Source organism: Enterobacter chinensis (assembly GCF_034008295.1).
Classification (GTDB): Bacteria; Pseudomonadota; Gammaproteobacteria; order Enterobacterales; family Enterobacteriaceae; genus Enterobacter; species Enterobacter chinensis.
This window is the reverse complement of record NZ_JARDVI010000008.1, coordinates 191,001-216,036: the sequence shown is the minus strand read 5'-3', so window position 1 is coordinate 216,036 and position 25,036 is coordinate 191,001. Positions and strand designations below refer to the sequence as shown.

Annotated in this window: 17 protein-coding genes; 9 read left to right on the top strand and 8 right to left on the bottom strand. The window is 55.8% G+C overall.

The features are described 5' to 3' along the window. The first annotated feature begins 22 nt into the window (after window positions 1-22). The 3 genes from hmsP to PYW49_RS21585 all read left to right on the top strand — a co-directional run bounded on the left by hmsP (window position 23) and on the right by PYW49_RS21585 (window position 5,196). The gene (gene hmsP / locus PYW49_RS21595) at window positions 23-2,029 is read left to right on the top strand and encodes a biofilm formation regulator HmsP (RefSeq protein ID WP_320387469.1); all 2,007 of its coding nucleotides are present in this window, start codon (window positions 23-25) and stop codon (window positions 2,027-2,029) included. A gap of 159 nt (window positions 2,030-2,188) precedes the next feature. After that, window positions 2,189-3,475, top strand: a complete 1,287-nt coding sequence (locus tag PYW49_RS21590; protein ID WP_134348199.1) for a dicarboxylate/amino acid:cation symporter — start codon at window positions 2,189-2,191, stop codon at window positions 3,473-3,475. 227 nt (window positions 3,476-3,702) lie between these two features. Continuing rightward, window positions 3,703-5,196 carry a M16 family metallopeptidase gene (locus tag PYW49_RS21585; RefSeq protein ID WP_134348198.1) on the top strand — a complete coding sequence of 498 codons (1,494 nt, stop codon included), beginning with the start codon at window positions 3,703-3,705 and terminating at the stop codon, window positions 5,194-5,196. A gap of 63 nt (window positions 5,197-5,259) precedes the next feature. Here the strand turns inward: PYW49_RS21585 and PYW49_RS21580 are convergent, their stop codons facing one another. Continuing rightward, window positions 5,260-6,189: a 2-dehydro-3-deoxygluconokinase gene (locus tag PYW49_RS21580; RefSeq protein ID WP_320387468.1), complete on the bottom strand. Its 930-nt coding sequence runs from the start codon at window positions 6,187-6,189 to the stop codon at window positions 5,260-5,262. 229 nt (window positions 6,190-6,418) lie between these two features. Between PYW49_RS21580 and pdeH the strand changes: the two genes are divergently transcribed. After that, the gene (gene pdeH / locus PYW49_RS21575) at window positions 6,419-7,192 is read left to right on the top strand and encodes a cyclic-guanylate-specific phosphodiesterase (protein ID WP_134348196.1); all 774 of its coding nucleotides are present in this window, start codon (window positions 6,419-6,421) and stop codon (window positions 7,190-7,192) included. Window positions 7,193-7,258: 66 nt separating this feature from the next. Then, the gene (locus tag PYW49_RS21570) at window positions 7,259-9,301 is read left to right on the top strand and encodes an AsmA family protein (protein ID WP_320387467.1); all 2,043 of its coding nucleotides are present in this window, start codon (window positions 7,259-7,261) and stop codon (window positions 9,299-9,301) included. Window positions 9,302-9,394: 93 nt separating this feature from the next. On the opposite strand, the gene PYW49_RS21565 is transcribed toward PYW49_RS21570, so the two are convergent. From PYW49_RS21565 to PYW49_RS21555, 3 genes are all read right to left on the bottom strand, one after another. Further along, window positions 9,395-10,717: an MFS transporter gene (locus PYW49_RS21565; protein ID WP_134348194.1), complete on the bottom strand. Its 1,323-nt coding sequence runs from the start codon at window positions 10,715-10,717 to the stop codon at window positions 9,395-9,397. Window positions 10,718-10,977: 260 nt separating this feature from the next. Continuing rightward, window positions 10,978-12,003: an inner membrane protein YhjD gene (gene yhjD, locus PYW49_RS21560; protein WP_134348193.1), complete on the bottom strand. Its 1,026-nt coding sequence runs from the start codon at window positions 12,001-12,003 to the stop codon at window positions 10,978-10,980. A gap of 50 nt (window positions 12,004-12,053) precedes the next feature. Next, window positions 12,054-12,953, bottom strand: a complete 900-nt coding sequence (locus PYW49_RS21555) for a LysR substrate-binding domain-containing protein (RefSeq protein ID WP_320387466.1) — start codon at window positions 12,951-12,953, stop codon at window positions 12,054-12,056. A 119-nt stretch (window positions 12,954-13,072) separates the two neighbouring features. Here PYW49_RS21555 and PYW49_RS21550 point away from each other — a divergent pair, with 119 nt between their 5' ends. Together PYW49_RS21550 and PYW49_RS21545 are read left to right on the top strand one after the other, a co-directional pair. Continuing rightward, window positions 13,073-13,831 (top strand): SDR family NAD(P)-dependent oxidoreductase, encoded by a 759-nt coding sequence (locus tag PYW49_RS21550; RefSeq protein WP_320387479.1) that lies wholly within the window; start codon window positions 13,073-13,075, stop codon window positions 13,829-13,831. Between the two features lie 173 nt (window positions 13,832-14,004). Further along, window positions 14,005-14,607, top strand: a complete 603-nt coding sequence (locus PYW49_RS21545; RefSeq protein WP_134348191.1) for a response regulator transcription factor — start codon at window positions 14,005-14,007, stop codon at window positions 14,605-14,607. Here the strand turns inward: PYW49_RS21545 and PYW49_RS21540 are convergent. Together PYW49_RS21540 and PYW49_RS21535 are read right to left on the bottom strand one after the other, a co-directional pair. Beyond that, window positions 14,586-14,924: a lysozyme gene (locus tag PYW49_RS21540; RefSeq protein WP_320387465.1), complete on the bottom strand. Its 339-nt coding sequence runs from the start codon at window positions 14,922-14,924 to the stop codon at window positions 14,586-14,588. The two genes, PYW49_RS21545 and PYW49_RS21540, sit on opposite strands and share 22 nt — an antisense overlap. 72 nt (window positions 14,925-14,996) lie before the next feature. After that, on the bottom strand, window positions 14,997-15,536 hold the full coding sequence (locus PYW49_RS21535) for a GNAT family N-acetyltransferase (RefSeq protein WP_320387464.1): 540 nt from the start codon (window positions 15,534-15,536) through the stop codon (window positions 14,997-14,999). Between the two features lie 147 nt (window positions 15,537-15,683). Between PYW49_RS21535 and PYW49_RS21530 the strand changes: the two genes are divergently transcribed. Next, window positions 15,684-17,273 (top strand): STY4199 family HEPN domain-containing protein, encoded by a 1,590-nt coding sequence (locus PYW49_RS21530; protein WP_320387463.1) that lies wholly within the window; start codon window positions 15,684-15,686, stop codon window positions 17,271-17,273. Window positions 17,274-17,314: 41 nt separating this feature from the next. On the opposite strand, the gene PYW49_RS21525 is transcribed toward PYW49_RS21530, so the two are convergent. Both PYW49_RS21525 and PYW49_RS21520 read right to left on the bottom strand, forming a co-directional pair. Then, window positions 17,315-18,964, bottom strand: a complete 1,650-nt coding sequence (locus tag PYW49_RS21525; protein WP_134348187.1) for an alpha,alpha-trehalase — start codon at window positions 18,962-18,964, stop codon at window positions 17,315-17,317. 184 nt (window positions 18,965-19,148) lie between these two features. Next, on the bottom strand, window positions 19,149-19,859 hold the full coding sequence (locus tag PYW49_RS21520) for a response regulator transcription factor (protein ID WP_286164215.1): 711 nt from the start codon (window positions 19,857-19,859) through the stop codon (window positions 19,149-19,151). A gap of 201 nt (window positions 19,860-20,060) precedes the next feature. On the opposite strand from PYW49_RS21520, the gene PYW49_RS21515 reads away from it, so the two are divergent. Beyond that, window positions 20,061-24,968, top strand: a complete 4,908-nt coding sequence (locus PYW49_RS21515; protein WP_320387462.1) for an Ig-like domain-containing protein — start codon at window positions 20,061-20,063, stop codon at window positions 24,966-24,968. The last annotated feature ends 68 nt before the right edge of the window (window positions 24,969-25,036 follow it).

Sequence of the window (25,036 nt, the reverse complement as noted above, 5' to 3'; positions counted from 1 at the left end):
TCGAGTTTTGTGGAGAGTCATTTTGCGTGTCAGCCGTTCTTTAACGATCAAACAGATGGCGATGGTGTCTGCCGTCACCATGCTGTTTGTACTGCTCTTCTGCGTAATTTTGCTGTTTCATTCCGTACAGCAGAATCGCTATAACACGGCTTCGCAGTTAGAAAGTATCGCCCGCTCGGTGCGCGGCCCGCTTTCAGCCTCTATCCTGAAAGGGGATATTCCCGAAGCGGAAACCATTTTAAAACGTATTCAGCCAGCCGGTATTGTCAGCCGGGCGGACGTCGTGTTGCCCAACCAGTTTCAGGCGCTGCGGATGAGCTTTATCCCGGAGCGTCCCGTCCCGATGATGGTGATGCGCCTGTTCGAACTGCCGGTACAAATTTCGCTTCCCGTCTATTCGCTCGAACGCCCTGCGAATCCACAGCCGCTGGCCTACCTGGTGTTACAGGCGGACTCCTACCGCATGTATAAATTCGTCATGAGTTGGGTGGTTACGTTAGTGACCACTTGCTTACTTATGACGCTTATTCTCAGCGTGGCGCTGACCTGGTGCATTAACCGGCTGATTGTCCACCCGCTGCGCCATATTGCCCGGGAGCTGAACACGCTCTCTCCACAGGACCAGATGGGCCATCAGCTTAAGGTGCCGCGTCTTCATCATGATGACGAGATCGGTATGCTGGTGCGCAGCTACAACCTCAACCAGAAGCGCATCCAGCGCCAGCAGGATGAGTTAAACAGCAGCGCCACACGCTTTCCGGTGTCGGAGCTTCCCAATAAAGCCTTCCTGATGGCGATGCTTGAGCAGACCGTTGCCCGCCAGCAAACCACGGCGCTGATGGCGATCGCCTGTGAAACCTTGCAGGACACGGCGGGTGTACTCAAGGAGAGCCAGCGCGAAATGCTGCTGCTGACCCTGGTGGAAAAAGTGAAGTCTGTCCTTGCCCCACGCATGGTGTTGACCCAGGTCAGCGGTTACGACCTGGTGGTGATCGCCAACGGCGTGAAAGAGCCATGGCATGCGATCACATTAGGTCAGCAAGTACTCACTGTCATTAATGAGCGGCTGCCCATTCAGGGTATCCAGCTTCGTCCAAGCGCCAGTATCGGTATCGCGATGTACTATGGCGATTTAACGGCGGAACAGCTTTATCGTCGCGCGTTCTCGGCGGCGTTCACCGCCCGGCGCAAAGGAAAAAATCAAATTCAGTTCTTCGAACCGGAAGAGATGGAAAAGGCGCAGCAGCGCCTGACGGAAGAGAGCGACATCCTGACCGCGCTGGATAACCACCAGTTTGCCCTCTGGCTACAGCCGCAGGTGAATTTGCTGACGGGAGAAGTGAAAAGCGCCGAGGCGCTGCTGCGCGTGCAGCTGCCGGATGGTTCATGGGAGCTGCCGGAGGGGCTGATTGAGCGCATTGAGTCCTGCGGCCTGATGGTCACTGTCGGCTATTGGATACTGGAAGAGTCCTGCCGTCAGCTTGCCGCCTGGCAGGAGCGTGGCGTGACGCTGCCGCTGTCGGTCAATTTGTCTGCCCTGCAGCTCATGCACCCGACCATGGTTTCAGAGATGCTGGAGCTGATCCACCGTTACCGGATCAAGCCTGATACGTTGACCCTGGAAGTGACAGAGAGCCGACGCATTGACGACCCCAATGAGGCAGTCGCGATTCTGAAGCCGCTGCGTAACGCCGGCATTCGCATTGCGCTGGACGATTTTGGCATGGGATACGCCGGGCTGCGCCAGCTCCAGCACATGAAAACCCTGCCGGTGGATGTATTAAAAATTGATAAAGCGTTTGTCGACGGCCTGCCGGGTGACAGCAGCATGGTGCAGGCGATTATCCAGATGGCGCGCAGTCTCAATCTGCATCTTATTGCCGAGGGGATTGAAACCGAAGCGCAACGCAGCTGGCTGGCAGAGGCGGGCGTGGAGAGCGGGCAGGGCTTCCTTTTTGCGCCTGCTGTACCTTCGGATGTCTTTGAAGAACGATACCTTTCTGGCAGTGAGAATCACGCAAACGTGTAATTTTGTTGCTGGCTTGTGCGAGCCAGCTCAAAGTTCTTAACATTTGTGTTTCAAATTTGAACTGAGTTTATTTCTGTCCTGTTATGTGGGTGTTATTTTAAAGCCGCAGGTTAACCATAACCTTACAAAGCCTGTGGTTTTTCTTCCCAAGGACACCTTATGAAAACCTCACTCTTCAAAAGTCTTTACTTCCAGGTCCTGACAGCCATCGCCATCGGTATTCTGCTGGGTCACTATTACCCCGAACTGGGCGCGCAAATGAAACCGCTTGGCGACGCGTTCGTTAAGCTCATCAAAATGGTCATCGCCCCGGTGATCTTCTGTACGGTAGTGACGGGCATCGCTGGCATGGAAAGCATGAAGGCGGTAGGTCGTACCGGTGCAGTGGCGCTTCTCTATTTTGAAGTGGTCAGTACCCTTGCGCTGATTATCGGTCTGATCATCGTCAACGTGGTGCAGCCAGGCGCGGGTATGAACGTTGACCCGTCGACGCTGGATGCCAAAGCGGTCGCGGTTTATGCCGAGCAGGCGAAGGATCAGGGCGTGGTAGCCTTCCTGCTGGACATAATACCTGGTAGCGTCATTGGCGCGTTCGCCAGCGGTAACATCCTGCAGGTGCTGCTGTTCGCCGTGATGTTTGGTTTTGCCCTGCACCGTCTGGGCAGCAAAGGCCAGCTTATCTTTAATGTGATCGAAAGCTTCTCGCAGGTGATCTTCGGCATCATCAATATGGTCATGCGCCTGGCGCCGATCGGTGCCTTCGGTGCGATGGCCTTCACCATCGGTAAGTATGGCGTCGGTACGCTGGTGCAGCTGGGTCAGCTGATTATCTGCTTCTATATCACCTGTATCCTCTTCGTGGTTGTGGTTCTGGGCTCCATTGCCCGCGCGACAGGCTTCAACATCTTCAAATTTATCCGTTACATTCGCGAAGAGCTGCTGATTGTGCTGGGGACGTCCTCTTCAGAATCGGCTCTGCCGCGCATGCTCGATAAGATGGAAAAGCTGGGATGCCGTAAATCGGTGGTCGGGCTGGTGATCCCGACGGGTTACTCTTTTAACCTTGATGGTACCTCGATCTACCTGACGATGGCGGCCGTGTTCATCGCGCAGGCGACCAACAGCCATATGGACATTTTCCATCAGATTACCCTGCTGGTGGTGCTCCTGCTCTCCTCTAAAGGCGCGGCAGGCGTGACGGGCAGCGGCTTTATCGTGCTGGCTGCCACCATCTCAGCAGTGGGTCACCTGCCGGTGGCGGGTCTGGCGCTGATTCTGGGTATTGACCGCTTCATGTCTGAGGCGCGTGCGTTAACCAACCTGGTGGGTAACGGCGTGGCAACGGTTGTGGTGGCGAAATGGGTGAAAGAGCTGGATCACAAAAAGCTCGACGATACTCTGAATAACCGTTCAACTGACAGCAAAAATCCTGGCTTATCCTCTTAATCTTGTCACAAATGCCCGTATTCCCTTGTCGGGATGCGGGCTCCTGCGCATAATAACTGTTCGTACCTGTCATAATTCGACAAGATTTTTTTTGGGTATATTTCACTTCTGACCGTGACGTTTTGCCGAACGCGCGGTCTAATCGACGTGTTTTCATCGTCATCTTTAAGAGTGAAGCGCGTCGCGAGACACTCTTTTTTAACCAGGAATGTTGATCAGGGGTTCACATGCAGGGCACAAAAATTCGACTCTTAACCGGCGGTTTGCTGATGATGGCAGCAGCCAGTTATGTGCAGGCAGATGCGCTCCAGCCAGACCCGGCCTGGCAACAAGGGACATTAGCGAACGGTTTTCAGTGGCAGGTGTTAGCCACTCCGCAACGTCCCAGTGACCGTATTGAAATCCGTCTGTCTGTTAATACCGGCTCCCTCACGGAAAGCACCCAGCAAACCGGTTTCAGCCACTTTATTCCCCGGCTGGCGCTCACTCAGAGCGGCAGCCTGCAAGCGGTTCAGGTGCGTTCGCTTTGGCAACAGGCCATCGATCCGAAACGCCCACTTCCACCTGCTGTTGTCTCATATGACTACACCATGTTTAACCTGAGCCTGCCTAATAACCGTAACGATCTGCTTAAAGAAGCGCTGACGTATCTCTCCGATGCCTCTGGCAATCTGGCGATTACACCGGACACCGTCAACTATGCGTTGAGCAACAGTGACATGGTGGCGACCTGGCCTGGGGATACCAAAGAGGGCTGGTGGCGTTACCGCCTGAAAGGCTCGACGTTACTGGGACACGATCCTGCCGAACCGCTGAAACAGCCCGTGGACGCCGAACAGGTAAAATCGTTCTACCAGAAATGGTACACCCCGGACGCGATGACGCTGATCGTGGTGGGTAACGTGGACAGCCGCGCGGTGGTTGAGCAGATCAACAAAGCGTTTGGTGATCTCAAAGGCAAGCGTGAATCGCCAGCCCCTGTCCCGACGCTCTCCCCACTGCGTGCTGAGCCTGTCAGCATTATGACGGACACCGTGCGTCAGGACCGACTCTCTGTGATGTGGGATAACGCCTGGCAGCCAATCCGTGAGTCCGCGGCGATGTTGCGCTACTGGCGTGCCGATCTGGCGCGTGAAGCGCTGTTCTGGCATGTTCAGCAGACGCTCAGTAAAAACAACGTGAAGAATATCGGTCTTGGCTTTGACTGCCGCGTGCTGTTCCAGCGTGCGCAATGCGCCATTAACGTTGAATCGCCTGGCGATAAGCTGAATGCGAATTTGGGTGTGGTCGCGAAAGAGCTGGCAAAAGTGCGTAAAGAAGGGCTTTCCGAAGAGGAATTCAACGCGCTTGTGGCTCAGAAAAAACTCGAGCTGCAGAAGCTGTTTGCGACCTACGCTCGCGCCGATACCGACATTCTGATCAGCCAGCGTATTCGCTCCCTGCAGAATCAGGTAGTGGACATTGCGCCGGAGCAGTACCAGAAGCTTCGTCAGGACTTCCTGAACGGTCTGACCGTCGACATGCTCAATCAGGACCTCCGTCAGCAGCTGTCGCAGGAGATGGCTTTAATCCTCCTGCAACCGAAGGGCGAGCCGGAATATGACATGAAGGAACTTCAGACAACCTGGGATTCCATTATGGCTACCGCGTCGCAGCCGGCGCAGGCCGCCACGGCTGATGATTTACACCCGGACGCGACGGATATTCCGCAGGGGCAGTAGTGAATGAAAATTCCCTCTCCCGGTGGGAGAGGGTTAGGGTGCGGGCATTAGCCCGCACCCTACTTAAGCAGGCATCGCTTCACGCGGAATAATCGCCCCGCGATACTGAATAACGGTGCTGGCCGTCAGGTGCCCACGCTGTGCCGCCGCTTCCGGGGTGCCGCCCGTCAGACGAACCGCCAGATAGCCCGCGCTGAATGAATCACCCGCCGCCGTGGTATCAATCACTTTCTCTTTGGCAAGCTTCACCGCCGGAACGTCAACCACCGTTTCACCTGCCACCGCGACCAGGCATGAATCCGCACCGCGCTTAATCACCACTTCGCTTACGCCAGCCGCCTGCGTGCGTGCAATCACCTCATCAACCGGCTTCTCACCCCACAGGGCGTCTTCGTCGTCGAGCGTCAGGAAGGCGATGTCAGTGCATTGCAGCATCTGCTGATAGACCTGCTGCGTCTCTTCGCGGCTGGCCCACAGGCGCGGACGGTAGTTGTTATCAAAAATAACCTTCCCGCCGTTTGCACGGCATTCGCGCAGCAGCGAGAGCAGCTTTTCACGGCTGGTGGGGCTCAGGATCGCCAGGCTGATCCCGCTCAGATAAAGATAGTCAAATGTCGCCAGCGCTTCGCAGATGGCAGCGGCCGCGTCGCTCTCCAGCCAGAATTTGGCTGCGGCTTCGTTACGCCAGTAATAAAACGTACGCTCGCCGGTGCTGTCGGTTTCGATGTAGTAAAGCCCCGGGAGGCGGTTTTCCATACGCTGGATCAGCGACGTTTCAACATGTTCACTCTGCCAGTCCTCCAGCATTTGCTGGCTGAAGCTGTCCGTGCCGAGGGCGGTAACGTAGTTCACGGTGAGCGCCTCAGGCGTAACCTGACGGGCAATATAAACGGATGTGTTTAACGTATCGCCACCAAATCCGCGGCTAACTTCCGCGCCTTTTTGTGACAGCTCAATCATGCATTCGCCAATCACGGCAATTTTTTTGGACATAGTCGTGAACCTGAACAGAAGAATTATCAGCAGTGTGCGCTGAGTGAATTTACCGGTCAACTATATTAAAACAACGTTCCATTATTTTATTTGAGCCAGCGCGTATTCCTGCCCATTTCTGTCATCTTAATTTCATTTTCCCGGTGAATTGAACATAAAGTTCTCAATTGTCGCGCCGATAATCCTGTGACGAGTCCAGAAAGGCCATCCCAACAACAGGACATCTGAAATGAAGTCAGAGCAGGTTATCCAGCGGCTGAGCACTACGCCTGAGGCAAGTATTGAGAACTTGCAGGAGCATCGCTACTGGCTGCAATGTGAGCGTGCGTACACCTATCAGCCGATCTATCGAACCGATGGTCGACTGATGGCCATTGAAATTTTGACCGTTGTGACGCATCCATCCAACCCTTCTCAGCGTATCGCACCGGATCGCTATTTTGCCGAAGTGGCCGTTCGCCAGCGTCTGGATGTGCTTGAAGAGCAGCTCCGTATGCTGGCGACGAAGCAGTCCTTTTTCGAACAGCACGATATCCTCGCCTCGGTCAACGTCGATGGTCCAACCCTGCTGGCGCTGCGTCAGAACGCGACCTTGCAGGAGCTGATCGCCACCCTACCGTGGATGCGCTTTGAGCTGGTGGAGCATGTCCGCCTGCCGCAGGACTCCTCGTTTGCGTCGATGTGCGAATTTGGCCCGCTGTGGCTTGATGACTTTGGCACCGGCATGGCGAACTTCTCCGCCCTGAGTGAAGTGCGTTACGACTACATTAAAGTGGCCCGCGATCTGTTCATTATGCTGCGTCAGACCCCGGAAGGGCGGAATCTCTTTACGCTGTTATTACAGTTGATGAACCGCTATTGCCAGGGCGTGATTGTTGAAGGCGTGGAGACGCTGGAAGAGTGGCGTGATGTGCAAAACTCTCCCGCCGCCGCGGCGCAAGGCTATTTCCTCTCTCGCCCGGTACCCATGGATCGCCTCGATAGCGTGATAACGACCCTCTGATAAGCCCGCTTCCCTTTGTCTGGACTATAGTTTTACAGGACAGGTCATCAGGAGAGGGGATAAAAAATGACTAAAACAACCAGGGTAATCTCCTGGACAGCAGGGATTTTCTTGTTGTTGATCGTGGTCGTCGTCATCATTATTGCGACGTTTGACTGGAACCGTCTTAAGCCGACCATCAACCAGAAAGTCTCAACCGAACTGAATCGCCCCTTCGCCATACGCGGTGATTTAGGGGTGGTGTGGGAGCGTCAGAAAGAGGAGCCCGGCTGGCGAAGCTGGATCCCCTGGCCACACGTCCATGCCGACGACATCATTCTCGGTAACCCGCCGGATATTCCCGACGTCACAATGGTTCATCTGCCGCGGGTTGAAGCCACGCTGGCCCCGCTCGCGCTCTTCACCAAAACGGTCTATCTGCCGTGGATCAAACTTCAGCAGCCCGATGCGCGCCTGATCCGCCTCTCAGAAAAAAACAACAACTGGACGTTTAACCTTGCCAGCGATAGCGAAAAAGATCCGAATGCCCAGCCTTCTTCCTGGTCATTCCGTCTCGATAATATTCTCTTCGATCGCGGGCGGATCGCCATCGACGATAAAGTCAGCAAGGCGGATGTGGAGATCCTGGTCGATCCGCTGGGCAAGCCGCTGCCGTTTAGCGAGGTCACGGGCACCAAAGCGAAAGGCGACACCGCCAACGTGGGTGACTATGTATTCGGCCTGACGGCAAAAGGGCGTTACAACGGCCAGCCACTGAGCGGAAAAGGGAAAATGGGCGGCATGCTGGCGCTCCGGAGCGAAGGCACGCCGTTCCCGGTGCAGGCGGACTTCCGTTCCGGGAACACCCGCGTGGCGTTCGTGGGGACGGTCAACGACCCGATGAACATGGGCGGCGTAGACCTGCAGCTCAAATTTGCCGGTGATTCGCTGGGCGAGCTGTATGATCTGACCGGTATACTGCTGCCGGATACCCCACCGTTCGAAACGGACGGGCATCTGGTCGCCAAAATCGACACCGAAAAATCCTCTGTTTTTGACTACCGGGATTTTAACGGCCGCATCGGCGACAGCGATATCCACGGCTCGCTGACCTACACTACCGGAAAACCGCGCCCGAAACTGGAAGGGGATGTCGAGTCCCGCCAGCTGCGGCTGGCTGACCTGGGCCCGCTGATCGGCGTTGATTCCGGTAAAGGCACGAAGTCGAAGGAGGTGAAGAAAGATCTCCAGCCGGCCGGGAAAGTGCTGCCCTATGACCGCTTTGAGACGGACAAGTGGGATGTGATGGACGCGGACGTGCGCTTCAAAGGCGGAAAAATTGAACATGGCAGTTCTCTGCCAATCAGCAATCTTTCGACGCATATCCTCCTCAAAAATGCCGACCTGCGCCTGCAGCCGCTGAAGTTTGGCATGGCGGGCGGGACGATTTCTTCGAACATTCACCTCGAAGGCGATAAGAAGCCGATGCAGGGTCGAGCCGAAATTCAGGCCCGCAGGCTCAAGCTGAAAGAACTGATGCCCAACGTGGAGCTGATGCAGAAAACCCTGGGTGAAATGAACGGCGATGCCGACATCCGCGGCGTGGGGAATTCCGTGGCGGCCCTGCTGGGAAGCAGTAATGGCAACCTCAAACTGCTGATGAACGACGGGCTGGTGAGCCGCAACCTGATGGAGATCCTGGGCCTGAACGTGGGAAACTATGTTATCGGGCAAATCTTCGGTGATGATGAGGTGCGGGTGAACTGCGCGGCGGCCAATCTGGATTTGGTCAACGGCGTGGCGCGCCCGCAGATTTTCGCCTTCGACACGGAAAATGCGGTCATTAACGTGACCGGTACCGCCAGCATGGCCTCGGAGCAGCTTGATTTGACGATTGACCCGGAAAGTAAGGGGGTTCGTATCATTACCCTGCGCTCGCCGCTTTACGTGCGTGGAACGTTCAAAAATCCGCAGGCGGGCGTGAAGCCTGGCCCGCTGATTGCGCGTGGTGCGGTGGCCGCAGCCCTTGCGACGCTGGTCACCCCAGCCGCAGCGCTGCTGGCGTTGATTTCGCCGTCAGAAGGCGAAGCGAATCAGTGTCGGAATATTTTGTCGCAGATGAAGAAATAAGGTGCGGCCTGTTATTGCCGGGTGGCGCTGCGCTTACCCGGCCTACATTTGAATCGTAGGCCGGGTAAGGCGTAGCCGCCACCCGGCATTAGCTTACAGAGCTTGATGCTTAGTCTCATGCGTCAGCAGCAGCGCAATCAGCGTCAGCGCCGCCATGGCCGCCAGATAGACGCCCACGTAGAACAGACCATAGTTCGCCTGCAGCCAGGTAGCGATATACGGCGCAACGGACGCGCCCAGAATAGAGGCAACGTTGTAGGAGAACGACGCGCCCGTGTAACGCACTTCCGTCGGGAACAGCTCCGGCAGCAGCGCACCCATCGGACCAAAGGTCAGCCCCATCAGGCTCAGGCCAATCAGCAGATAGGCCATGACCAGCGCCGGGCTACCTGATCCCAGCAGCGGTGGGAAGACGAACAGCGCGAACAGAATAATCAGCGTGGTGATCACAATCATGCTTGAGCGGCGACCAAACTTATCCGCCAGCAGACCCGCAATCGGTACCATCACGCCAAACCCGATCACTGCCATCATCAGCATCCACAGCACTTCGTTACGCGGCAGCCCCAGCCCAACCGGCGCGGCGGCGGTACTGAACGTCATAGAGTAAACCGTCATGATGTAGAACAGCGTGTAGGTTGCCAGCATGATAAATGTGCCCAGCACGGTCACGCGGACGTGTTTGGTCAGCAGCGTACCCAGCGGCACTTTCACCTGTTTATTCGCCGCGGCAACTTTCGCGAAAACAGGAGTCTCATGCAGGGAAACGCGGACGTACAGGCCAATCAGCACCAGCACGGCAGAGAACACAAATGGGATACGCCAGCCCCAGTTCATGAACTGCTCATCCGTCAGCAGCCAGGAGAGCAGCAGGAACGTCCCGTTCGCAAAGAAGAAGCCAATCGGTGCGCCAAGCTGCGGGAATGAACCATACAGCGCGCGTTTACGCGCCGGGGCGTTCTCGGTGGCCAGCAGCGCCGCGCCACCCCATTCACCGCCCAGGCCCAGACCCTGACCAAAACGTGCCAGCGCCAGAAGGACCGGTGCCAGAATACCGATGGTTTCATAGGTCGGCAGCAGGCCGATCGCCACGGTGGAAATACCCATGGTCAGCAGCGAAGCCACCAGCGTCACTTTACGGCCAACGCGATCGCCAAAGTGACCAAAGACCGCTGAACCAATCGGACGCGCCACAAACGCAATAGCAAAGGTGGCCAGAGACTGCAGCGTGGCCGCCGTCGGGTCACCCTGCGGGAAGAAGATATGCGGGAAGACGATGACCGCAGCGGTGGCATAAATATAAAAGTCGAAGAACTCAATGGCGGTGCCAATCAGCGATGCGACGACAACTTTATTGCGCGAGTTTACCGGAACGTTTTCCGTTCCCGGATCGAGTGTGGTGGCTGTTGCTTGCATAATATTTTCTTATTTTTGTCGAACGAAAGGCCATATTACGCATAGCAAAAGCGACATTTCAATCTGTAACAAAGCCGCGCGCTGGCGATAAAAGCAACAAAAAGCGGATAATTTTCAGTCCAGCCAAAACTCGTCTATGAAATGCTTCACAGTTTTTAGATATTAGTCAATAAAACTGGTTTTTGGTTAAATAAAAGTTACGGGCTGGATTTATATGCTGAAATGATGATTCGGGCTGAAATTTCAGCCCGAGAGTGGGATTACCGATGCGTTTTGCCCGGCATCCGTGGGTCATCTTTGTACTCGGCCGTGGCAATCCACGCCGCGCAGAACAAGGTCAGGCGGGCGAAGAAATAGAAGAACGCCATCAGCCCCAGCACCGAGCCAAACGCCGCGCCGGAAGGGGATTTAACCAGCGATGGCAAGGTGTAAGTCATCACGATTTTGATGACTTCAAAGCCGATCGCCGCAATCAACGTGCCGCGGATCAGCGCCTTCTTACGCGGGCGATGACGGGGCAAGCGCCAGAAGATCCAGAAGAACAGCAGGTAGTTGGCAAAGATGGAAATGGCCAACCCAATGCCGCGCCAGGCAGGTTTCAGCCACTCAATATAATCAAGATAGAGTGCAGAGATAATCATCTGCTGCGCCGAGCCTGCCACGGAGGTAATGGAGAGCGTCACGATGAGGGCGACCAGCAGGCCAATCAGCGAAATAAAGTCGCGGAGATACTTAACCCAAATTTTCTCCTGGTCCTGCGGCTTACGCTCCCAGACATCGCGCGACTGGGCGCGAATGGCCTCGCGCAGGTTGCCCATCCAGTTAACGCCGGAGTAAAGGGCAATCAGCAAACCGACGATACCGACCGTAGTACGCTGCTGAACGGCGGTATTGATGGTGCTTTTGAGCGTGCTGGCAAGGGTCGGGTCGCTGACGTTATTCAGGATCTTATTGAAGATATCCTGCAGCAGCGTCGGGTGGGAGGCGAGCACAAAACCGGCCGCCGCGAATGACACCATCAGGATCGGGATCATCGACAGGAAGGAAAAATAGGTGATGGCGGCACCAAACTGGTTCCCCATGCGGTCATTAAAGCGCTCGGTCGCACGGATCAGATGCGCCACCACGGGGAACTGCTGAATTCTCGCGACTATGCCGGTGACGGTTCCCAGCGCTTTGCCGGCGGTGCCTGGCGATTTGGCCTCTTCTGGCTCGGTTTCCATCTTTTTGATGGGATCATACTCTAAATGTTGGGTGGGTCGTTGCGGGTTGTTTTCCGGCGTCACGCGTCTTTTCCTTTTCGTTTGGCTGGATGTTATTGAATTATAGCTTGCGACTAATCCACGTAAGCTTTTGTGAGTTCGGTAAGCCACTCCATAAAAAGATGTACGCGACGGGAGAGGTTACGTCGGTGGGGATAAATCAGGGAAACAGGCATTGGCTCAGCCCGGTATTGTGGGAGGATCTCAACCAGTTTTTTCGCCCGCAGAGAATCACGCACCCCAACGCGTGGGACCTGAATGATGCCCAGCCCGGCAAGGCAGGCTGCATGGTAGGTTTCTGTGCTGTTAACGGTTAATACCCCGCCCGTTTTTATCCACTGTGTCGTACTGCCGTTATAAAATTCAAAGCCCTGCGGGCGGCTTCCCAGCGTGGCGGCGTAGTGAATAACGGCGTGGGAGCCTAAATCGTCCAGCGTTTCCGGGTAGCCAAAACGCGCCAGATAATCCGGGCTGGCGCAGTTAATCACCGACAGCTTGCCCAGCTGACGGGCGATAAGCCCCGAATCCTTCAGCGTGCCGACGCGCACAACGCAGTCAAACCCTTCGCGAATGACATCCACCAGACGATCGCTGCTGCTGAGTTCCAGCTCAATGCCCGGATAGTGCTGCAGAAAAGCAGGCAGTTTGGGGATGACTAAATTTCGCGCAACGCCAACGGGCATATCCACGCGGAGCCGTCCGCTGATGCTGGAGGGATCGTGCTGAAACATACCGTCGAGTTCATCAAGGTTTGCCAGCAGATCTTTTGCCCGTTCGTAATAGACCATGCCGTCCTGTGTCAGGCTGACGCGCCGCGTGGTGCGGTGCAATAGCTGGGTGCCAAGCCGGTTTTCCAGGGCCTGAATTTGCCGTGAAACGCTGCCTTTTGGCAGGGTTAATGTTTCTGCCGCGCGGGAAAAACTCTCCAGCTCCGCGACGCGGACAAACAACTGCATTGCGTGAATTTTATCCATAGACGAAGCTCATTGTTGTCTCTGTTGAAACAGTGAAGCGTTTTAAACCCTCTTTATTGATTTTCTATCACCTAATAAGCTCTTTCTCAATCTCCATAACAGCCAAAACGAGGTTTATGATGACTGAACGTATCGCATTAGTGACGGGTGGTAGCCGTGGACTGGGTAAAAACGCTGCTTTAAAGCTGGCGGCAGACGGCACCGGAATTATCCTGACCTACAACCGTAGCCAGCAGGAAGCGCTGGAAGTTGTACACCAAATTCAGGCAAAAGGCGTTAACGCAGCGGCATTACAGCTCAACGTCGGGGATGTTGCCAGTTTCGATCATTTTGCCCGGCAGCTTCAGGAAACCCTTAAGACGGTCTGGCAGCGTGAAAACTTTGATTATTTATTAAACAATGCCGGGACGGGGTTATACGCGCCCTATACCGACACGACGGAAGCCCAGTTTGATGAGGCGTTAAACATCCATTTCAAGGGCCCCTTCTTCCTGACGCAGCGCCTGTTGCCCTTGCTGAATGACGGTGGGCGGATCCTCAACGTCTCCAGCGGGCTGGCCCGTTTTACCCAGCCGGGCTCAGCGACCTATGCGGCCATGAAAGGGGCGATGGAAGTGCTGACGCGTTACCAGGCGAAAGAGCTGGGCGCGCGTGGGATAGCCGTCAATATCATCGCGCCCGGTGCGATAGAAACGGACTTTGGCGGCGGACGCGTTCGCGACGATGCGCAGCTAAATCAGATGCTGGCTGCGCAGACGGCGCTGGGACGGGTGGGGCTGCCGGACGATATTGGCGATGCCATTGCGGCGCTGCTCAGCGATAAACTGGGCTGGATGAATGCGCAACGTATTGAAGTATCAGGTGGGATGTTCCTGTGATGCATACGCTTAACGGGAAGGACTCCCTTAAGGAAATCCTTAACGTGAATGTGTCTAAATACTGACAGATATAAAGAACCCGGGGGGATTTGTAACGTCTCCATTCGTTGAGTTTTTTCTTAAATACAGCCTCTGTAGAATCCCCCTTCGCTATTCTCAGAGGGAGAAAAACGATGCGAGTAATCATGTTTGACAGGCAGTCAATATTTATTCATGGAGCGATACACAGTCTGCAGAAGCTCATTCCGGAAATAAATATGACAGGGACCGGTCAGGCAGAAGATTTATGGGCTCAGGTATCCGCTTCGCCGTCTGCTATCGTCCTGATTGACGGGAATTTAATTCAGAACGAGGAGACCGCGTTGCTGGAAGCGCTCATGCATCGCTTTCCGGCGATACGCGTGGTGATGGTGTTGGCGAAAAAAGAGGCCAGATGGGTGGAGCAGTTGCGGCAGCGAAACGTCATGGCCATTATTCCCCGAAACGCCAGCCCCGAGCGCTTTTCCGCCGTGCTGGACTCAGTATCCAGAGGGATGGTCTGTTTTCCGGGAGAGTGGATCAAACAACCGTCGTCCCCAGAGGCGTTATTAGCGTTAAGCGAGCGCCAGCGGGAGGTGTTAAAACTGCTGGCGGCGGGGGAGTCAAACAAAGAGATTGGACGCAATCTCAACATCAGTGCGGCCACGGTAAAAGCGCACCTCGAAGCGCTTTTCCGGCGGCTGGACGTGAAAAACAGAACGCAGGCTGCCATGTTCTATACCCGGGCGATGGCCTGAAAATTGGCTTTCTGGGGTGAAGGTGCCTCTTCAGAACTGAATATCATCATTACCAGCGCGTCATGCTGCTGTTGGGTTAATGGGCGTATACACATTTCCCGCAGCAGCGTCTCACACAGCTGAATATCTTCCTGGAGTAAATATTCCGCCTGCAGGGGCGTAATAAGGCCGCGGAATTTTTCCCTCTCGCGGATCGCATGTCCATAGCCGATAACCCATAATCCATTTTCGTCACGGTATTTCTCCAGCGAAAGACCCTGATGTTTTTTAATTAACGCAATGGCGGCAGAAGATATTTTCAGCGCATGACCTTTCATATTCGTTTCCTCTTAAGTCGCGACACTGTAGAGGAAACGATGGCCGAGAAATATCCGCCAAATGGCTGTTGATCAGGAATGGTTATTCAGATATTCCTGCCGTAATAAGCCAAATAACCAGTCATTATGCCAGCGCCCCGCGAGGAAATAGCTCTCACGTAATTCCCCTTCCAGGCAAAAGTAGGCTTTTTCCAGCAGACGTCTTGAGGCAATATTCCCCGCCGTGACGGTGGCGGTGAGTCGGCGTACACCTCCTTCTTCAAAGGCATAGCGGCAAAGCGCCTGCAGGGATTCGAAGCCGTAGCCTTTTCCCTGCGCCTCGGGGGCGAAAAGAAAACCCACTTCAGCGCAATCCTCCTCCCGATGAATATACCCGGTGACGCCCAGCGGAGCCCGGGAGAGGGCATCACGTACGACGAGACACAGCCAGTGTGCGCTGCCTGGCGTCCAGGGCGTCAGACGGGCATCAAACGCCTCGCGGATGGCGGCGACGGGGCGGTCTTCCGCGACAAAGCGCATGACGTCTGGGTGCTGCTGCAACGCCAGAAAAAAGGGCCAGTCCTGTTCCTGCAGAGGCGAGCAGTGAAGGCGGGGGGTGATTAAAACAGGCATTCAGATTCTCCTGACACTTTTTAAATGATTTTAGGGTTGTCACTTTATTTCAACAGAAAGTCAGGTATGGTTAACCTCGTATAAATAAAAAGAAAAACGGCCGTCACGTGCCCATTCAGATGTATTCGTTGTCACTTAAGGTAAATAATGACTCTCAGCACATCACATCATATTCGCGAACAGTTTGAACACTGTCTGGCGGTCATTCGCCATGCGTCGGTGGAAATTTTGCTTCTTCTGAATGTACATGCTTCTGAGGGCAAAGATCCACGCTGGTTCCTGGAACAGCTGGACAGCGCGCGATTAGCCCTGGGAGGCTGGGGTGCCGTTGCCAAGACGCTCAATCTGAATGATGCCGAGATGTCAGAATTTACGCTCCAGCTGCGCCTGCTGCAGCAGCGCGTACCGCAGTATGAAAGCGGACAGGATGTGAGTGAAAACCAGCTTATTGCGGCGATGCGCTTTGTGACCGCGCTGGAACATCTTCGCCTGCAGCAGCCGCTGTTGACCTACAGCACCGATCTGACGCCGGGAAGCGAACTTCAGCAGCAGCAGGCGCAAAAGCAGGTACGCGCAATAGAGCTGATGATAAAAGGGCTCATCCAGCAGGCCTGGCCCGATCAGGTGCGGCTGAATAATCATCTGAAGACCCTGTTCAACGCTGACCGCGTAAGACGCTGGCTGAAACTCGGCGAGATCAACGATGTCCTGAGCGGCATGATGTTCAGTGAACTGGCGCAGATGCTGGTGGATAAAAAAGAGTTCAGCCGTTATTACGCTTCTCTATTCAGCGATCCGTCCATGCTGACGCTGCTGGTTGAACCGCGTAAAACCCTGCAAACCTTCCTCGACGACATTCGGCAAATCCGCAACAACATTACCGTTCAGAAAACGTTAAGTTCGGCGCAAATTCAGCTGCTGGATAACTACTACACGCAGATCGCGCGACCGGTTCAACGCGCGTTTGAAGAGGGCAGAACGCGCGTCAACCCGGCCGGATTCATGGCGGTGGATGCCAGCGAGTTACATACTTTCTGGGAAAAAGCGCAGAAAATGGATCGGGTCACCGGCGGGGATTTGTTTGAAGTCCGTGACACCATTGAAAAGCCGACCCAGCGCGCGCCGCGCACTCCCGAACAACGCGAGCAGCTCATTTCCGGTGCGTTATGGGGGGCGGTTGGCGTCATGGTGATTGCCATCGTGGCGGGGGGGTTCTGGCTGGTGACCAGCAGCAAACCGCAGCCTGCGACCGTCAGCGTTGCAGAAACTGCGCCTCCACAGGAAATGCGCGAGACGCCTTCCTCGCGTGAGACGCTAACGCGCATGGGCGTGACCTGGGACGAGAATAACTTCCGCTCGGCTATTAACCGCAACGATACCCGCGTGGCGCAGCTCTTTTTGCAGGGCGGTATGGACTGGCAGCTCTCCTGGACCGAAGAGGCGATGTCGGCAGGCTATGACGATGTGCTGGAGCTAATGTTACGCTACCGGCAGAACATGGTGGAAGAGAAGCCGTGTCGCCGCTTCATCAACACGCTCAGCCACGCCATGTCGAACGGCGAGTCTCTGACCTCAGTACGTAAAGAGTATCTTAAAGCCTTCTGCACCGTGCCTGCCGTGGTGAAACGCCAGCAGCATGACGCCGATATGGCGAAACGCCGTGCCCAGGCACAACCGGGCTCAGAGACGAAAAAATGGCAGTCCATTCAGACCGCCATTTATGAAGTGATCCGCTGATCGTTTCTCCCTCTCCCATCGGGAGAGGGCCTGCTCCCCACTCAAGGTTCCCCATACAACCCAATCAGCCGGCGCACCACGCCGTTGGTCCAGCCGAAGCCATCCTGCAGGGGATACTCACCCCCGCCCCCTTCGCGCGGCGTACTGCTGGCGATGTGGTACTTCTCAATCAGCTTATGATGCGTCTTATAAAAATGGTTCACCGTATGCAGCCAGCTCCAGGCGATCTCATCACCCAGCGAGTCATTGCCATACTGCTTGAACCCCTGAATCGCCATCCACTGCAGTGGCGCCCAGCCGTTGGGTTTATCCCACTGCTCGCCAGTTTCGTACTCGGTTGCCAGAATCCCGCCCGGCGTCAGCAGCCGCGATTTGACGGCATCAGACAAGCGCTCGGCCTGCTCATGGGTTGCCATGCCAACGTACAGAGGCACAATGCTGGCTGCCGAGAACAGGGCCTGTTCTTCGCGTCGCCAGTCGTAATCGCGGTAGCAGCCGCTCTCGTCATCCCACAGATAGCGGTTCACCGCGGCCCGGCGATCGCTGGCTTTCTGGCGGAACAGGTCTGCCGTCTCTTTATCTCCTTTCGACGCCGAGATGTTGGCGATAGCGCTTTCCAGTTTGAACAGGAAGGCGTTCAAATCGATAGGGATAAACTGCGTGGTGCGAATGCTGGCAAGCCGGCCCGGCTCGCGCAGCCAGCGGGAGGAGTAATCCCAACCGGAGGCCGCACCCGCACGCAGATCGCGATACACTTCGTTCGGTGGACGACCGGAATGGCGGGCCGTCTCCACATCCTCAATCCACGATTCGTCGCGCGGCGTATCGCGGTCGTCCCAGTAGCGGTTCAGCAATGAGCCATCCGGCATACGCACCGCACTGCGGTAAGCCTGGTTAAGCAGCAGCGACTCCGCGCCGTCCATCCAGAAGGCGTGCTCCATTTTGAGGTGCTCAAGGTAGCGTTTCGCACCGCGCACCCCGTCCTCTTCAAACAGCTCCACCATCAGCGCAAAGACCGGCGGCTGAGAGCGGCTGAGATAATAGGTACGGTTGCCGTTGGGGATATGGCCGTAGCGCTCAATCAGCCAGGCGAAGTTATCCGCCATACACTTCAGCAGATCGTTACGGCCACTCTCGGCCAGCCCCAGCATTGAGAAGTACGAATCCCAGTAGTAGGTCTCGCTGAATCGTCCGCCGGGAACGATATAAGCCTGCGGCAGCGCCAGCAGGGAAGACCAGGGAATATGATCCTGCGGCTCGCGCGTCAGCACGGGCCACAAATTATCAATGTGCTCTTTCAGGGACTGGCCCGGGTCGGAGACATATTCTGAGCCGTACGTTTCCGGCATCCAGAAGTGGTTCTCCACAAACTGGCGCAGGTCGAAATCCCGGTGGCGTCTGACCTTACGATAGCGGATCAGGATATCCAGCGGGTCCATCTTCGGCGCGCAGTCGGGAAAGGTTTTGCTGTCCGCGAACAGCCGCGACGACTGCACGTGTTCAAACAGTTCAAGATAGCGGTCTGCGGGCGTCAGCGCATCCGACGCGGGCAGCCCTTCAATCATCTCCGGTTCCGGCTCCGCCTCGATCATCTCATCCAGTTTTAACTCGCAGGGATCGGTCTCGTAGCGCAGCTCTTCTGCAATCTCGAACTCGATGTTCTCGGTAGCCTGTAGTTTCTGGTTGAACATGGTGATAAGGACCTCCGGTTGTGTGTTCAAAAGACAGGTTTATCCGGGCGTCTTATAAGCGTAGACATTCGCTTCGGTAGATGGGGAGGGAAATGTGCGGTAGATCACTATTTTCGGAGCATTCGTTTGCAACGAATTATGTAAATAAGCCCGAACATGGCGTCGTCCGGGCGCCATCCGGCGTTCAGTACAGATAATTCCGTTTTGCCAGATCCACCAGCTCCGCCAGACGGGTCATTTTAAATTTTGCCATGATGCGCTGCTTATATGCGCTCACTTTTTTATTATTCATATTCAGCATCGAGGCGATAATCTGATTGCTGTAGCCCGCAGAAATATAGCGCAAAATACAGATATCAATATGCGACAGCGATAATAACAGTGATGCATCCCGGGGATACCGGGCGTGGTGTTGCCATAGCTCTGAGCCATAGCAATATCCACCGGATGTGATTTTGTTGACGGTGCTAATGATTTTCTCTAACGAACTGTTTTTATTTATATAGCCTGATGCACCGGCCCGTCGGCTCAACTGAATATGAAAATCGCTGGAGGACGAAGACAAAATAAGAACCTTAATATCAGGGTAGGCTTTTCTTATATGTACCAGTTGAGAGAAAACATCGGGGCTCTGTTGCAGATGCTCCATAATAATCAGGTCAGCCTGTAACATCGGCAACGCGCTGAGCATTGCCTCAATCGTGAGGAATTGTGCCGCTGTCTGATAACCGTGTTCTGCTAATAAACCCTGGATGCCTGTCCGGAGTAATGAACTGGCATCCATGAGAATGACTTTTTTATCTGACATTCCTGATTGTCCTGATTGAGTGACAAAAATGTCATTTTCCATCCACGCAAAAAAAAGTTGACTAAGACTTGTCTTTATCTTCGCCATTATTTTCTGGCGTCCATATACCGTCAGATGACAGTGCCACTTTCCCCCTCCTGAGACATATAAGACCGGTTTGCGACAGGTCTTATTAAGCCAAAACTTGCCAGCCGGGAAGATAGCGTCAGCCAGGGAATGTATCCCGTATGGAAGTGCGTCTGGCGCGTTGCGCGGACACAGATCGATTATTTACACGAGAATTTAAACATGACTCTCAAGCCAGTAAATATTGCAGTCGTTGATAAAGATACGATTGTCAAAGCTGACGTTCTGCGCAGTGAAAAGGTTGGCAGTGCTGTCAAAATCAAAGCCATCCCGAATGCAAAATATATTCTTGCTGAAGGGGAAAATGGCGTCGCGCCAGAAAATATTACGCTGAAACGCGTAGGCAAAGACTTGTTCGTCATGCTGGAAGGCACTGACGAGGATCAGCCACAGCTGATCATTGAAGACTATTTCGATAACCCAGGCGAGCTGGTCGGTAAAGGCGAAGATGGTCAATGGCATGAGTACATTGCCACTGACGGCGACGACGACCACAAAGCTGCATTCCTGCTGGATGGCGAATCCTCCGCTCAGGCGCTGGGTGCAGGTGCCATTGCGGGCCTGGACGGTCTGGCCGTTGCGGGTACCGCATTCTCTCCTGCCTTGCTGGCGCTGGGTGCGTTAGCCGGGATTGGTGCGCTGGTGGGCCTGGGCGCCATCATTCGTCATAACCGTGACGATGGCGGAGACAAAAAAGGCACCGTTGCGCCTGTCACCACCCCTGAACTGACCGACGTGCACGACGATTTCGGCACGAAAACCGGCTCGATCCCACAAAACGGCGTGACCGATGACGCCACGCCAACGTTTAGCGGTAAAGGCAAAGCGGGCGATATCGTTGAATTATGGGAAAACAACGTCAAGCTCGGCGAAACCCGTGTGGGCGCAGACGGCACCTGGACCTGGACGCCGGAAACCCCGCTGGCGCACGGCGACCACAGCATTGTGCTGATCGGTAAAGGCCCGGATGGTCGCACCAGCGCGCCGAGCGATTCTTTTGATTTCACCGTCGATCTTGAAGCGCCTGTTAAGCCGATCATTGGCGAAGTGGAAGACGACGTTGGCGCGGTAACGGGCCCAATCCATAACGGCGATGCGACTGACGATAAACAGCCGGTCTTCCGCGGTGAAGGTGCCACGCCTGGCGATACCGTACGCCTGATCGTTGACGACGAAGTGGTCGGTACCGCGATCGTCGGTGAAGACGGCAAATGGGAAGTGACGCCTGAGAAACCACTGCCGGAAGGCAGCCACACCGGGAAGGTGATCATTACCGATCCGGCCGGGAACGACAGCGAACCGTCTGATGACTTCAAATTTATCGTGACGCCAGAAAAACCGATCATCGGGGAAGTGGAAGATGACGCCGGTACCGTGGTGGGCCCAATCCAGAACGGCGGCGCGACTGACGATACGCAGCCGACGTTCCGCGGTGAAAACGGCACGCCTGGCGATACCGTCAGACTGATCGTGGACGATGAACTGGTCGGCACCGCGATCGTTGGTGACGACGGTAAGTGGGAAGTGACGCCTGAGAAACCGCTGCCGGAAGGCAGCCACACCGGGAAAGTGGTGATTACCGATCCAGAAGGCAACGCCAGCGAACCGTCTGATGATTTCGAATTTATCGTTGATCTGCAAGGCCCTGACAAGCCGGTCATTGGTGACGTTGAAGACGACCAGGGACCGGTTGTGGGTCCTATACACGATGGTGATACCACCGACGACACCCAGCCGGTATTCAGTGGCGACAACGGTACGCCAGGCGACACCGTGCGTCTGATTATTGACGATGAAGTTGTCGGTACCGCGATTGTCGGCGATGACGGTAAGTGGGAAGTAACGCCTGAGAAACCGCTGCCGGAAGGCGAACATGAAGCGGTTGTGGTGATCACCGATCCGGTGGGTAACGACAGCGAGCCGTCCGATCCAATCGGTTTCATCGTAGACACCACGCCGCCGGCAAAACCGACGATTGACAGCGTGTTTGATGATGCTGGCCTGAAAACGGGCAATCTGGCCAACGGCGATATCACCGATGACAGTACTCCGACCTTTACCGGTACCGCTGAGAAAAACAGCGTAGTGCGCATCATCGTTAACGGTAAGGAAGTGGATTCCGTTACCGCTGACCCGACAGGCAACTGGACCTGGACGCCATCTCCGGCGCTGACGAACGGCCACTACGATGTGAAAGTGGTTGCCGAGGATAAGGCAGGTCTGCGTTCTGAACCGTCTGACGCGTTCGCGTTTGAACTGGTGGCAGGCGGTATTCCTCCTGCTCCGGCGATCACGGACGTTATCGACGATGTCGATGCTCATGTTGGTACCGTACAGCAGGGTGGCATCACGAACGACGACAAACCGACCATCACCGGTACGGGTCAGGACGGTACGACGATTTACCTGTACGACGGCACTAACCCGACGCCGATCGGTAGCGCTGTGGTAACGGGTGGCACCTGGACCATCGATTTCGACACTGCGCTGGCACAGGGCGAGCACCGCTTCCACGCGGTCGCGGAAAACGCCGTGGGCAACCGCAGCCCGGAAACCGGCGAGTGGGTGATTATTGTGGATTCCGTTGATCCGCTGGCACCTACGGACATTGAGCTGTGGGACGACTTCGGCACGCCGGGCATTATTGCGGATAACGGCACCACCGACGACAACACCCCAACCTACCGTGGTAAGGGTGAACCTGACGGTACCGCGATCATCGATCTGGGTAACGGCACCACCGTGCGCGTGCCGGTAGATGGCAGCGGTAACTGGAGTTATACCCCGGCACCGGCCCTGGCGGACGGTGATTACACCTGGAAAGTCTCGATTGAAGACAAAGCCGGTAACGTCGGCCCGGAGTCTGCTCCGATCCACTTCATCGTGGACACCAGCCTCAACGGCGTGTCTATCAGCCACGTGGAAGACGATGAAGGGGCGCTGAAGGGCAATCTGGCCAGCGGCAGCCATACCGATGACACGACACCTACCGTTGTGGGCCGCGCGACGCCTGGTGCCGAAGTGAAAGTGTATCTGGACGGCAAGTTTGTCGACACCGTGATCGCTGACCCGGCTACCGGTGCGTGGAAATACACCTTCAACCCGGCGCTGACCGCTGATGGGACGTACCAGATCACCGCCAGTGAAAATACCGGCACCGGTGACAGCGCGCAGACGGCGCCGTTTGAACTGACGCTGGATACCCGCGTACCGGTTGGCTCATTCGATAGCGTATCGGATGACGTAGGGCTGGTGCAGGGCGACCTGGCGAACCCGGCGGTGACCGATGACACCACGCCAACCCTGCACGGGACCGGCGTCGCGGGTGATGTCGTGTTTATTTACGACGGCACCACGCTGCTCGACTCCGTGACCGTAGGGCCGGGTAACACCTGGAACTACACCCTGCCTGCGCAGAACAACGGTACCGAGCTGGCGCTGAAAACGGTATTCCAGAGCCCGACCGGCGTACAAAGCGCGCCGTCGGCGGAATGGAAAATCATCATTGATACCGACGCGCCAACCAGCAACGCGGTGGTCGATGCGATGACCCATGACTCCGGTGTCAACGGCAGCGACTTCATCACCAACAGTGGTCAGGTGGGTAGCCTGGTCAGCGGCCATCTTTCGGCCCCGCTGGAAGCGGGCGGGAAAGTGCTGGTCTCCACTGACGGTGGGAAAACCTGGCTGGAAGCCATGGTTGACGGCGACAAATGGGCGTTTGTCGATGGCCAGGGGCATAGCGCGGACTGGACTGTCCTGACGCGCGTGGTCGATATCGCCGGGAACTACACCGAATCCTCGCAGAAGGTGGTGCTGGATCAGGTGGCGCCGGATGAGCCGACCGACGTGGTGCGCAGCGGTAACGACGTGACGGTGACGCTGCCGGGCAGCGGGATTGTCGAGGGCGACACCGTGCTGGTGAAGAGCGGCGACATTACCGTGACCCATACGCTGACGGCCGCCGACATCGCTAACGGCAACGTGACCCTGAGTCTGCCACCGGGCGGCTACACCGATATTCCGGTGGGCGCGGCGATTGTTGACGCGGCGGGTAACAGCTCAAGCTACCGCACCAGCGCGTTCACCAGTACCAATAGCTTCGAAGACGATACGGAGTTCGCGGACATTAATGCGGGCGCATGGGTGCACGGGATGCGTTTCTCCCACACTCCGGATACCGGCACGGCGGATTATGAATTCGACAAACAGGTCATCGGGACGGGAAGCACCAACAGCCTGTATTTGTACAGCACCTCAACGGATACCGGGATGCAAGCCAGCATGTTTGTTGACTTCCAGTATGGCGCTAAAACGATCGATTTCGTTTTCAACCCGCGTTTTGCCGGCCCGTCGACGGTGGTGACGTTCTACGACATTAACGGCAAGGAGATTGGATCTCAGTCGGTGAGCGCCTTCCTCCCTAACCGTAACGTCCCGGTGTCGTTTACCAGCCCGGATGATACGCCGGTTTACCGGATGGAAATCCACCACGAGGAACAGGCGACCAGCACCGGGTTTGGCTTCAGCATCGATAACCTGGTGGTGAGCGGAACGGCGAAAACCGTTACCCCGGGCGAGTTCCTGGCGGATAACCAGGGCGATGTCTGGTACGGCGACGCGGCGGACAACCTGTATCAGGTTGCGGATGTGACCAGCCTGACCGGCGCGGTGATTCAGGGTGGCGAAGGCACCGACACGCTGAAGCTGCTGGGGGCGGATCAGCACCTCGACCTGAGCGCGCTGACCCATCCTGTCCAGTCAGTGGAAGTGTTCGACATTACGGGAACAGGCAACAACACCCTGACGCTGAGCGCGGGTGATGTGCTGGAAAACGCCACGCAGAACCTATTCCACGACAACGACTTCAACCAAATGATGGTGAAGGGCGACGCGGGCGACACGGTGAATCTGAGCGACCTGTTGCCGAACGGTATGGACCCGGGGAACTGGACCGATGGCGGGACGGTGAATGTTGGGGGCGTGGAGTATCAGTCTTATCAGATGGATAGCCTGAATACCGAGATCCTCGTTCAGATGGGAGTCACGGTCACGCTACAGAACCATTAATTGATGCCAGGAAAGTGAGGCTCCTGAACCGGAGCCTCCGGAAGCTTTTAGACCAGAACATAAACAGA

Excerpts from the sequence above, each read along its gene's own strand:
- PYW49_RS21590 (WP_134348199.1), top strand. The coding sequence starts at position 2,189 with ATGAAAACCTCACTCTTCAAAAGTCTTTACTTCCAGGTCCTGACAGCC.
- PYW49_RS21585 (WP_134348198.1), top strand. The coding sequence starts at position 3,703 with ATGCAGGGCACAAAAATTCGACTCTTAACCGGCGGTTTGCTGATGATG.
- PYW49_RS21580 (WP_320387468.1), bottom strand. The coding sequence starts at position 6,189 with ATGTCCAAAAAAATTGCCGTGATTGGCGAATGCATGATTGAGCTGTCA.
- pdeH (WP_134348196.1), top strand. The coding sequence starts at position 6,419 with ATGAAGTCAGAGCAGGTTATCCAGCGGCTGAGCACTACGCCTGAGGCA.
- PYW49_RS21570 (WP_320387467.1), top strand. The coding sequence starts at position 7,259 with ATGACTAAAACAACCAGGGTAATCTCCTGGACAGCAGGGATTTTCTTG.
- PYW49_RS21565 (WP_134348194.1), bottom strand. The coding sequence starts at position 10,717 with ATGCAAGCAACAGCCACCACACTCGATCCGGGAACGGAAAACGTTCCG.
- PYW49_RS21555 (WP_320387466.1), bottom strand. The coding sequence starts at position 12,953 with ATGGATAAAATTCACGCAATGCAGTTGTTTGTCCGCGTCGCGGAGCTG.
- PYW49_RS21550 (WP_320387479.1), top strand. The coding sequence starts at position 13,073 with ATGACTGAACGTATCGCATTAGTGACGGGTGGTAGCCGTGGACTGGGT.
- PYW49_RS21545 (WP_134348191.1), top strand. The coding sequence starts at position 14,005 with ATGCGAGTAATCATGTTTGACAGGCAGTCAATATTTATTCATGGAGCG.
- PYW49_RS21540 (WP_320387465.1), bottom strand. The coding sequence starts at position 14,924 with ATGAAAGGTCATGCGCTGAAAATATCTTCTGCCGCCATTGCGTTAATT.
- PYW49_RS21535 (WP_320387464.1), bottom strand. The coding sequence starts at position 15,536 with ATGCCTGTTTTAATCACCCCCCGCCTTCACTGCTCGCCTCTGCAGGAA.
- PYW49_RS21530 (WP_320387463.1), top strand. The coding sequence starts at position 15,684 with ATGACTCTCAGCACATCACATCATATTCGCGAACAGTTTGAACACTGT.
- PYW49_RS21525 (WP_134348187.1), bottom strand. The coding sequence starts at position 18,964 with ATGTTCAACCAGAAACTACAGGCTACCGAGAACATCGAGTTCGAGATT.
- PYW49_RS21520 (WP_286164215.1), bottom strand. The coding sequence starts at position 19,859 with ATGGCGAAGATAAAGACAAGTCTTAGTCAACTTTTTTTTGCGTGGATG.
- PYW49_RS21515 (WP_320387462.1), top strand. The coding sequence starts at position 20,061 with ATGACTCTCAAGCCAGTAAATATTGCAGTCGTTGATAAAGATACGATT.